Annotated in this window: 9 protein-coding genes; 4 read left to right on the plus strand and 5 right to left on the minus strand. The window is 65.5% G+C overall.

Translation table 11 applies throughout. The annotated features are described in order from the left end of the window. The first annotated feature begins 53 nt into the window (after nucleotides 1–53). The 4 genes from AQI95_RS43680 to AQI95_RS46150 all read left to right on the plus strand — a co-directional run bounded on the left by AQI95_RS43680 (nucleotide 54) and on the right by AQI95_RS46150 (nucleotide 2,728). Entirely contained in the window at nucleotides 54–1,238 is a 1,185-nt protein-coding gene (locus AQI95_RS43680) for an IS701 family transposase (RefSeq protein WP_067137028.1), read from the plus strand. A 313-nt stretch (nucleotides 1,239–1,551) separates the two neighbouring features. Next, nucleotides 1,552–1,773, plus strand: a complete 222-nt coding sequence (locus tag AQI95_RS49710; protein WP_244189114.1) for a hypothetical protein — start codon at nucleotides 1,552–1,554, stop codon at nucleotides 1,771–1,773. After that, nucleotides 1,770–2,177 carry a transposase gene (locus tag AQI95_RS49715; protein WP_244189115.1) on the plus strand — a complete coding sequence of 136 codons (408 nt, stop codon included), beginning with the start codon at nucleotides 1,770–1,772 and terminating at the stop codon, nucleotides 2,175–2,177. The genes AQI95_RS49710 and AQI95_RS49715 overlap by 4 nt, the downstream gene beginning before the upstream one ends. A 224-nt stretch (nucleotides 2,178–2,401) precedes the next feature. Beyond that, nucleotides 2,402–2,728 (plus strand): hypothetical protein, encoded by a 327-nt coding sequence (locus AQI95_RS46150; RefSeq protein ID WP_208614431.1) that lies wholly within the window; start codon nucleotides 2,402–2,404, stop codon nucleotides 2,726–2,728. Nucleotides 2,729–3,120: 392 nt separating this feature from the next. Here AQI95_RS46150 and hisC read toward each other — a convergent pair whose 3' ends face one another. The 5 genes from hisC to AQI95_RS43715 all read right to left on the minus strand — a co-directional run. After that, nucleotides 3,121–4,239, minus strand: a complete 1,119-nt coding sequence (hisC, locus tag AQI95_RS43695; RefSeq protein ID WP_067137032.1) for a histidinol-phosphate transaminase — start codon at nucleotides 4,237–4,239, stop codon at nucleotides 3,121–3,123. Between the two features lie 82 nt (nucleotides 4,240–4,321). Beyond that, nucleotides 4,322–5,563: a cytochrome P450 gene (locus tag AQI95_RS43700; RefSeq protein ID WP_067137034.1), complete on the minus strand. Its 1,242-nt coding sequence runs from the start codon at nucleotides 5,561–5,563 to the stop codon at nucleotides 4,322–4,324. 29 nt (nucleotides 5,564–5,592) lie between these two features. Further along, nucleotides 5,593–6,918 (minus strand): aminotransferase-like domain-containing protein, encoded by a 1,326-nt coding sequence (locus AQI95_RS43705; RefSeq protein WP_425264978.1) that lies wholly within the window; start codon nucleotides 6,916–6,918, stop codon nucleotides 5,593–5,595. Between the two features lie 53 nt (nucleotides 6,919–6,971). Beyond that, the gene (locus tag AQI95_RS43710) at nucleotides 6,972–8,258 is read right to left on the minus strand and encodes an MFS transporter (RefSeq protein WP_159056763.1); all 1,287 of its coding nucleotides are present in this window, start codon (nucleotides 8,256–8,258) and stop codon (nucleotides 6,972–6,974) included. 76 nt (nucleotides 8,259–8,334) lie between these two features. Next, on the minus strand, nucleotides 8,335–9,608 hold a 1,274-nt coding region (locus AQI95_RS43715), incomplete at its 5' end, for a thioesterase domain-containing protein (RefSeq protein WP_244189116.1).

Raw genomic sequence — 9,608 nt, forward strand, 5'->3', positions numbered from 1 at the left:
TACTGCAACGGTGTTTGCCGAGACGGATGGCCAGGGTGGTCGTTGGTGTGGTTATGGGTGGGGACCTTGCTGATGTCAGGTTGTGGGCGGGTGAGCTGGAAGCTGTGCATGAGCGGTTCGTGCATCGTTTCAGCAGGTCGGAGCCCCGGGAGTCGGCACTTGCCTATATGCGGGGCCTGATCGCTCCGCTGCAGCGGAAGAACGGCTGGACCCTGGCGGAGGAAGCCGGCCATGCGGGCCCGGACCGCATCCAGCGGATGCTGAACCGGATCGAGTGGGACGCCGATGAGGTGCTCGACGACGTGCGCCAGTACGTGGTCGACAACCTCGGCGACCCCGACGCCGTCCTGGTCGTGGACGACACAGGCTTTCTGAAGAAGGGGACGCGGTCGGCCGGGGTGCAGAGGCAGTACTCCGGCACCGCCGGACGCACGGAGAACTGTCAGGTCGGTGTCTTCCTCGCCTATGCAACCGACCGCGGGCGGACGCTGATCGACCGGCGTCTGTATCTGCCCGCGTCCTGGACCGATGACCGTGAAAGGTGCCGCCGGGCCGGCATCGGCGACGAGGTCGCCTTCGAGACGAAGGTGGCCATGGCCAAGGCGATGGTCCGCCGCGCCATCACGGACAAGATCCCGTTTCGGTGGGTGACCGCGGATGCCGCCTACGGCTTCTCCAAGGGCTGGCGCTCCGAGCTGGAGCGGGAGGACGTCTTCCACGTCATGGCCACCACCCGGCACGACACCGTGGTGACCCGCTGGGCGATCGACCATCCCGTCCACGACCTGTTCGACGGTCTTGCCCGGCAGAAGTGGAAGCGCCGATCCTGCGGCAGCGGGGCTCACGGCCTGCGGATCTATGACTGGGCCCGCGTCGAGGTACGCCCCTGGCACCGGCCCGACCGCCGCCACTGGGTTCTCGCCCGCCGCAGCGTCGCCCGCCCGCAGGAGATCTCCTACTACATCGCCTACTGCCCCGCCGGCACCCCGCTGGATGACCTGATCCGCATCGCGGGCAGCCGGTGGGCCATCGAGGAATGCTTCCAGAGCGCCAAGCAGGAGTGCGGCCTGGACGACTACCAGGTCCGCCGCTACCCCGGCTGGCACCGCCACATGACCCTCGCCATGGCCGCCCACGCCTGCCTGACCGTTCTACGAGCCCGCCAGCTGGACCCGGACAAAGCAGAAACGGATCCTCTCAGCTCATCCACCTCAGCCTTGCCGAAATACGACGGCTGATCACCCGCCTCACCGACCGCCGACCCACACCCGTCGAGCACATCCTGCACTGGTCCACCTGGCGCCGCCGACGACAACATCAAGCCCGCACCATCCACTACAAACGACGCGGACACAGCCCCTGAACTGGCCACCCGTCACGGCAAGCACCGTTGCAGTACTAGGTGTACGAAGTGAACCGGCCCGACCGCACGGCGCGCCGTCAGTTCGGAAAGTCGGATCCGATCGATGCGCAGGCTGCCGCGCGGGCCGTGCTCAACGGTCGCGCCCGGGCCCGAGCAAATCTGGAGACGGTCCGGTGCAGTGCGCCCGGATGTTGAAGCTCGCGAAGGACTCTGCGGTAAAGGCTCGCACCCAGGCCATTAACCAGCTCAAGGCCGTCCTGGTCATCGCGGACCCTGCCCTACGAGAACGACTCTTTCGCCTGGGCAACCGCGAGCTGCTCCGCACCTGCGCGAGCCTCACGGACGCCGTGGCCCAGGCCACCCACATCACGCTGAGCCTGCTGGCCCCACCGGGCAGATCGACGAGTTGAACCGGCGCCTGACCCGGCTCGTCGAACGCCACGCCCCGCAGCTATTGACACCGGTGGGCATCGGCCCAGACAGTGCCGTCACTCTCCTGCTCACCATTGGAGACAACCTCGAGCGGCTGAGTACCGAGGCGTCCTTCGCCGCATTGTGCGGAGTCAGCCCCATCGAATGCTCCTCAGGCCGGCGGACCTCGCGTCGGCTCAACCATGGCGGCAACCGGCAGGCCAACGCAGCCCTGCACCGCATTGTGTTCACCCGGCTGCGCTTCCATCCTCGCACCAAGGCGCACTACGAACGCCGCACCCAGGAAGGCAAGACCCGCGAGATCATCCGATGCCTCAAACGCTATGCCGCCCGAGAGGTCTTCAACCTGGTCAGGACGGTATCCGGCGTCCCCCCGTTATAGGGGCGTCCGTGACAGCGGGTGATACTGCGAAGCCCCGTCGGGGATCCATCACGACGGGGCTTCTGCAGGGAGCGAGCCACGAGGGAGTGGGGCGTCCCCGATGGGCACAACTGTCGACTCACCGCTCTCGAGCGTTCGTACCCCGTGATACGACGAAGCGGTGTCGGGGAGAGCACCCCGTCGGGGCTTCTGCGCCAATCGTGCTACGACGTGTCGCGGCCGGCGTGGGTACCGTTGTACTCAAGCACCCCGCTCTCGAGCACGAGAAGCAGGGACGCGGTGACGACACGTGTCGTACGGGCGGTGTACCGGTCCGAGGACGGTGGATCCGCGGCGACATCCTCGGCGAGGCGCGTCACGAGGTACTGCTCGGAGTTCTGGGCGAGCGGGTAGAGGTGAACCGCCGTGCTCAACGCGAGCGGCTGGCCACCCTGGCCGGCGATCGGCTCGATACGTTCCTCGACGGCCGCCGGCTCACAGCCGTACGCCCGGTCGACGGCCCCCGACCGAGCTGGGATCGGATCAGCGCGGAGCTGCTGGAGCAGACCTGAAGCCCGTATCTCGCATGGCGCTGGCGGGCCAGCCACAGAGATGCGCGAATAGCGGCGTCAGAGGGGCGCGCGGTCGTGACGCTCAAATGACGCTCCGGCCCGGGGCAGCCCGTTCCGGTTCCGGAGAAAGGCCCCCTCACCTGCGGTTTTCTCCAGCTGAAGAAACCGGACATGTTTCCGATGACGCATCATGTGGAGTGCGTCGCGATCCTCGAACCCGCCGCGAAGGGCTCCTGACCTGCGATTTTGTACGTGCGCATGATGCGCGGTGCGGGCGTTGGAGCTTGTGGCACGATCATGGTTGGGTCTTCTTGAGGCGTCTCCAGCAGGTGATGCTGCCCTGAGCGTCACCAACGGTCCGGAGGCCTGGCGCACTTGATGAGGTCCTGTGGTCAGGGGTGGCTGGGCGTGGTGGGGAAGGTGGCTGACGCCGCGAGGAAGGCGTCGTTCTCCGCGGGAGAGCCGATCGAGACGCGGACTCCCTCGCCCGCGAACGGCCGGATCGCCACTCCCGTCGCCGCGCAGTGGCGGGCGAACGCGAGGGCTTGGTCGCCGAGCTGGAGCCAGAGAAAGTTGGCGCTGCTGGAGGAGAGGCGCCAGCCCTGTTCGGTCAGGGCGTGGTGGACTCGCTCGCGTTCCTTGACCGTGGTCTCCACGCGGGCGATCAGGGCCTCCTCCGAGCGGAGAGCGGCGATCGCCGCGGCCTGCGCGACGCCGTTCACGCTGAAGGGGAGGAAGGCCTTGCGAAGGGCCTCGACCACGGTGGGGTGTCCGACCGCGAAGCCGATCCTGAGCCCGGCCAGGCCGTATGCCTTGGAGAAGGTGCGGAGGACCACCACGTTGGGGCGCCCGGGCCGGAGAGTGAGGCCGTCGGGGGCTTCGTCGTCGTGCACGTACTCGATGTAGGCCTCGTCGATGACCACCAGGCAATCGGCGGGGACCCGGTCGAGGAACGTCTCGATGTCGGATCGGGAAATCACCGTTCCCGTGGGGTTGTTGGGGTTGCAGATGAAGATGAGCCGCGTCCGGTCGGTGATCGCGGCGGCCATCGCGTCGAGGTCGTGAGCCTCGTCCTTGAGCGGGACCTCGACCGGCGTGGCACCGGAGAGTCTGGTCAAGATCGGGTAGGCCTCGAACGAGCGCCAGGCGTAGAGGACCTCCCCGCCGGGCTCCGCGACCGCCTCCAGAAGCATCTGGGAGACACCGACAGAGCCGCAGCCGACGGCGATGGTGTCCTCCGGCACGGCGAAGCGTGCGGATATCTCGGAGATCAGGTCCGTGCAGCTGTTGTCCGGGTAGCGGTTGATGCCCAGCGCTGCCTCGTGGATCGCCTGCACCACCGCGGGGATCGGCTCGTACGGGGATTCGTTGGCGGACAGTGGGAAGGTATGCCCCTCGGGTGAGCGTACGGACTCGCCCTGCTTGTAGCTCACGAGCCTGTCGAGCGCGGAACGGATGCGGGGCAACTGCTCGGCGGCGTCGGAAGCGGCGGAAGCGGGCGGCGCAGACATGCTTGTTCTCCTCTTTGAACTCTTGGGCCTGGGTTTCTTCTTCGCCTTCAGCACGCTCCCGCAGCGGCTGGAAAGGAAGCCGCTATTCCGTAGTGGATCGGCTGGGAACCAGGGAGACCGGTAGGCTGCTGTAGCCGCGGAGGAACGTCGAGTAGAGCGCCTTGGGATCACCCGTGAGCTCGATCCGGTCCACCCTGCTGATGAGGGTCTGGAGTACGGCAGTGATTTCGGCTCGCCCGAGGTATGACCCGAAGCAGAAGTGGGGTCCGAATCCGAAGCCCAGGTGCTTGTTGGGAGTCCTTGCCAGGTCAAAACTGTGCGGGTCCGAGAAGACGCTTTCGTCGCGGTTCGCGGAAGTGTTCCAGAGGATGACGTGGTCACCTTCGCGGATTGTCTGGCCGCCGATGGTGACTTCGGCCGTTGCGGTGCGACCGATGTGCATCGCCGGCGTCGTCCAGCGCACGATCTCCTCGACCGCGCTGGCTATCGAAACGCGGCCCTCCTTCAGAGCCAGCCACTGATCGGGGTGCTGGGAGAAGGCGAGCAGGGCGCCGACCATGGCCAGGCGACTGGTGTGGTCTCCCGCGAGGATGAACCCGTAGCAGTTGACGACCACTTCGTCATCGGTCATCGGCTCACCGTCGATCCGGCAGGTGGCCATCGCGCTGATCAAGTCGTCCTGCGGGTCTTCGCGGCGAGCCTCGATGATCTCCTGGCAATAGACGAGGAGTTCGTTGCGAGAGAGCCAGACGTCCTCTTCGGTCTGCCCCTCGTCGTCCGCGCTGACCGCCTCCCGACTCAGGTCGAGCACGTACTTGTGATCCGTCGACGGAAAGCCCAGCAGATCGCAGATCGTCCCCATGGGGACCACTTCCGCGACCTCCTTGGCGAAGTCGAAGGTCCCGGTACCGACGGCGGGGCCGAGGACATGGTCGACCCGCTGCTGCAGTTTGTCCGTCACCCCTTTGCGGATCCGGGGACTGAACGCCTTCAGCAGGATCGTCCGCATGGCATTGTGGCGCGGCGCATCGGTAAGCGCCAGGATCTTGCCGGCCGCCGGATCCCCTCCGGGCTTGTGCAGCGAAGACATCATGTTCCCCGGCTGCGAGCTGAATCGCTCGGGGTCCTGCAGAACGGTCATCACGTCCGCGTGGCGGGATACCACCCAAAATTCGGACCCGCGGTCCGTGGCCGGGTGCAGATATACGGGCTGCTCGGCCCGAACGCGCCGCCAGAAATCTTCCATGTCAGTCTGCAGGAAGGTGTTCGGGTCCGTGAGGTCCACGCTATTGAGATCGTCGGCGAATATGCCTATGTTCGGCATGGAAATCTCCTGGCCTTCAGAATAGGTGACTACTGCGTAGATACTTCCTTGTCGGAAAGATCGGCGATCAACATCGCCAGTCGATCCAGTCCCGCTTCCATCTCATCCGGCGACACCGCGCTGACCGACAGTCGTAGCTGATTCTCGCCGCCACGGCCGTCGTAGAAATGGCTCATGGGTGTCCACAGGACGCCGTACTTACTGGCCCCATATTCCAGTGCGGTGTCGTCGGCGATGAACGGAACAGTGACGACCGCGAAGAATCCACCGCCGGGCGTATTCCATGAGACCTGGTGATTTTCGCCCCGGGGGAACCGGCGGTCCATCCCCTCCAGCAGTAGCCGCATATTTCGGCTGTAGAGCTGTATTTCTCTGGTATTTGCCTTGAGCAGACTGCAGTCGTGCTCCAGTAGCTTGCCTCCCGCAATGGCCTGGGCCAGGGGTGAGGTGTTGACGGTGAGCATACTTTTGATCTTGGACAGCTCGTCCGCGAACAGCGTGGAGCCGCCATCCGCACCGGCCACGCGCTGATCCGCGACCGCGAAGCCGACCCTGGCTCCGGGAAAGCAGGTCTTGGCGAGCGAGCCGAGATAGATGACCCGCCGCGAAGTGTCGAGGGCCTTGAGTGTGGGCAAGCGCTGACCGTCTTCGGCCTGGAACAAACCGTACGGATTGTCCTCGAGAATCAGCAGATCGTGCTCCGCCGCGATGGCGAGCAATCTCTGCCTGGCCTCCAGGTCGAGGCTCGCGCCGGAGGGATTGGCGAAGTCCGGGACGAGGTAGAAGGCCCGCGGCCGCTGCCCCGCGGCGTGCACCGCCTCGATCTGCTCGACCAAGTGGTCGAGGTCGACGCCGTCCTCGTTCTCCCGTACCGGCCAGAGGGGCATGTCCACCAGCCGCGCGGCACCAGCCAGTCCGACGTAGCCCGGCGAAACCGTCAGCACGACGTCACGCTCGTCCGTGCGAAGCGCCCGGAGCACCAGGAACATCGCCTCCTGGCAGCCGACCGTGACGACGATCGACTCCGGGTCGACGTCGATGCCCTCGTCACAGGCGAGATTCCGGGCGAGCAGCTCGTGAATGATGCCCTTGGTCCGACCGTACTGGAAGAGGGTGCGCCGTACGAGTGCTGCGTCCGCACCCCTCTCGGCCGCCAGGTAGTCGCAGAAGACCTGCAGATATCGAGGAAGATCGTCGACGTCGAAGAAGTCTTCACTGGGCCGGCCGGCGGCGAGCGAAATGGCCTCCGGGAAGCGGCTAGCCACCTCGTTCAAGAAGTTCATGGAGGCGAGCGCCGGATCCCGGAGAGCTGCATGCAGTCGATCCGTGCTCAGGTCGGCGGCCAGGAGTTCCACTCCACTGTCGTTCATACAACCTCGCTTGCCTAAAAGGAACGGCGATCCCGCGACTACCTCGACGCGCCCTGGTTCGATGGCGTGGCGGAAGCTTCGTCTGTCGCTTCTCGAATGGATCGATTGCTCAGCGCGGGCAGGCTGACCAGGGCCACCAGGACCATCAAGAGGCCGCCCATGACGAACGGCGTCCGCAGACTGAACGCGCCCGCGAGGTAGCCTCCGAGAACACCTCCGAAGGGTGCACCCATGAGCGAGATCAACCGGCTTGCGGAAAGCACTCGTCCACGAATTTCCGCCGGTGCGAGACGCTGCCGCAGCGAACCGACGATGACGATCTGGACACTCATCGAGAATCCGATGGTGGCCATCATCCCGCCGGCAACCCAGGGGTTTCCGGTGAGGCCGAGTCCGACGACCGCCAGTCCTTCCACGGACATGCCGATGCACCGCATGCTGCCCACTTGGATCTTCTTGGAGATCGAAGAAGACATGAAGCTTCCGATGAAGGCACCGACAGCGGTCGAGCTCAGCAGCAGGCCGTAGCCGATGTCACCGAGCCCGAGTTGGTTCTTGGCCAGCAGGACCAGCAGCGACATTTTGGCGGTGAAGACGAGGTTGCCGATGGCAGCGGTGCCGGCCAGTGCTCGTAGCACTCGATGCTGCAGCAGCCAGCGCAGTCCCTCCGCGACCTCGGCGCGAAGGCTTCTGCGGGTCGGCTCGTCGGTCGGCGCGTTTCCGAAGTCGCCCTTCAGCGAACCGACGAAGATGGCGCTGATCAAGAAGGAGAGCGCGTTCCCCAGGAACGGCAAGGACTGTGACAGGGAGAAGAGCGCTCCGCCGAGCGGGGGGCCTGCGAGCTGTTCGCCATTGATCTGAGCGGCGGAGATCCGGCTGTTGGCCCGGATGAGCGCCTGTTCCCCGGAGACGACCACCGGCATGACGGCCTGTGCGGAGATGTCGAAGAAGATGTCTCCGCAGCCCAGAGCGAATCCCGCCACGATCAGCAGGAAGATGTTTGCGTGATCGGTCAGTACGGCGACCGTGAGCAGGGCGAGGATGGCGAACCGGACGAGGTCCGCACGCAGCATCACCTTTCTCCGGTCCCACCGGTCCACCAGCGCTCCGGCCGGCAGACCGAGCAGGAACCATGGCAGAGTGCCGACGGCGCCGACCGCACCGATGAGGAGCGGATCACTGGTCAGGTGGACTGCGAGCAGGGGCAGCGCGGCCATCTGAACGCCATCGCCCAAAGACGAAGCGATCGCGGCCACCCACACCTTGTTGAAGCTGCTACCCAAGTGCGGCTGGGTCGCCGCCTTCTCTTTGCTGATGACTTTCAACGATGCTCCTGAGAATGGATTTTTGGACAGCTGCGGTGAGGCAGAGAGAGCACTCCGGACGGGGGGAGGGAAGAGCTCAGGCCTTGCCCTGTTTTCCCGCGATATCGGCCAACCTTGCAGCCAATATCTGCCCTATCTCGGACAGCGGGCCGGGCTGGGTCATAGCTCCGTGCACGCAGTCGATTGCGTGTATTTCAACGCGTCCGTTCGTATGCGGAGACCAGACATCGGGAGCGAGTTCACTGTCTGCCTTGTCGGCAGCCGCGGCAAAGAACAGTATGTCGCCCATGAACTTGCCGACACTGATGTGATCGCTCAAGTTGGCGATATCCACGAAGACTTTGACGAGAGCCGAGAACTCATCCACGCCAAGCCCGGTCAGGGGGCTCTCGGGCGACGTCGGGTCATGTCCGATGGACTCGGCGATGGCACTCAGTACCTCCGGGCTGTCGTACGACAACCGCTCACTCTCCCAGCCGTCAGTGGGCAGGTAACTGTCCATCATGGCGAGCAGAGCGACTTCCTCGCCTTCCTCCTGCAGGCGGACCGCGACGGCGTGAGCCACGATGCCCCCGAAGGACCAGCCCAGCAGGGAGTAAGGACCGGAAGGCTGAACTGTTCGGATCTCGTTCAGGTAGTCCTCGACCATCTCCCCCAGCCCGGGTGCCGCGGCGTCCGGCTCGCTGAACTTACGGGCCTGAAGGCCGTACAGAGGCTGCTGACGGTCCAAATGGCGCAAGAGGCCGGAGTACGCCCAACTGAGCCCGATCGCCGGATGGATACAGAACAGCGGGTCGAGATCCCCTTCGGCGCGCAGCGGGAGCAGGACCCCCAACGAGTCCCCGGAAGAGCTCCCCGGCGTCCGGTCCAACTGCCGGACAAGGGTGGCGATGGTGGGGGTTTCGAAGAGGGTGCTTACTGGCAGTTCGACGCCCAGGGTCGAACGGATGCGGCTGATGAGGCGGGTGGCGAGGAGGGAGTGGCCGCCGAGTACGAAGAAGTTGTCGTCGATTCCGATCGTGGGTACGCCCAGGATCTCGGCGAACAGTCCGCACAGGATCTCCTCCTGTGGGGTACGCGGTGGGCGTCCGGTTCCGGCGGCGGGCAGGTCGGGGGCGGGCAGGGCCCGGTGGTCGACCTTGCCGTTGGTGGTCAGCGGGAGCCGGTCGAGGACCATGAACGTGGTGGGGACCATGTACTCCGGCAGCAGACCCGCCGCGTGCGCACGCAGGGCTTCGGTGTCCAGGGCGTCGTCGTTTCCGGCCTCGGCGACCACATAGCCGACGAGGCGTTTGTCGCCCGGCTGGTCCTCACGCGCTATGACCGCGACCTGTGCCAGCCCGGGGAAGC

The sequence above is a fragment of the Streptomyces yokosukanensis genome (genome assembly GCF_001514035.1).
In the GTDB taxonomy this organism is placed as follows: domain Bacteria; phylum Actinomycetota; class Actinomycetes; order Streptomycetales; family Streptomycetaceae; genus Streptomyces; species Streptomyces yokosukanensis.

Coding starts and splice junctions, on each gene's coding strand:
- AQI95_RS43680 (WP_067137028.1), top strand. CDS start 54: ATGGGTGGGGACCTTGCTGATGTCAGGTTGTGGGCGGGTGAGCTGGAA.
- AQI95_RS49710 (WP_244189114.1), top strand. CDS start 1,552: ATGTTGAAGCTCGCGAAGGACTCTGCGGTAAAGGCTCGCACCCAGGCC.
- hisC (WP_067137032.1), bottom strand. CDS start 4,239: ATGTCTGCGCCGCCCGCTTCCGCCGCTTCCGACGCCGCCGAGCAGTTG.
- AQI95_RS43700 (WP_067137034.1), bottom strand. CDS start 5,563: ATGCCGAACATAGGCATATTCGCCGACGATCTCAATAGCGTGGACCTC.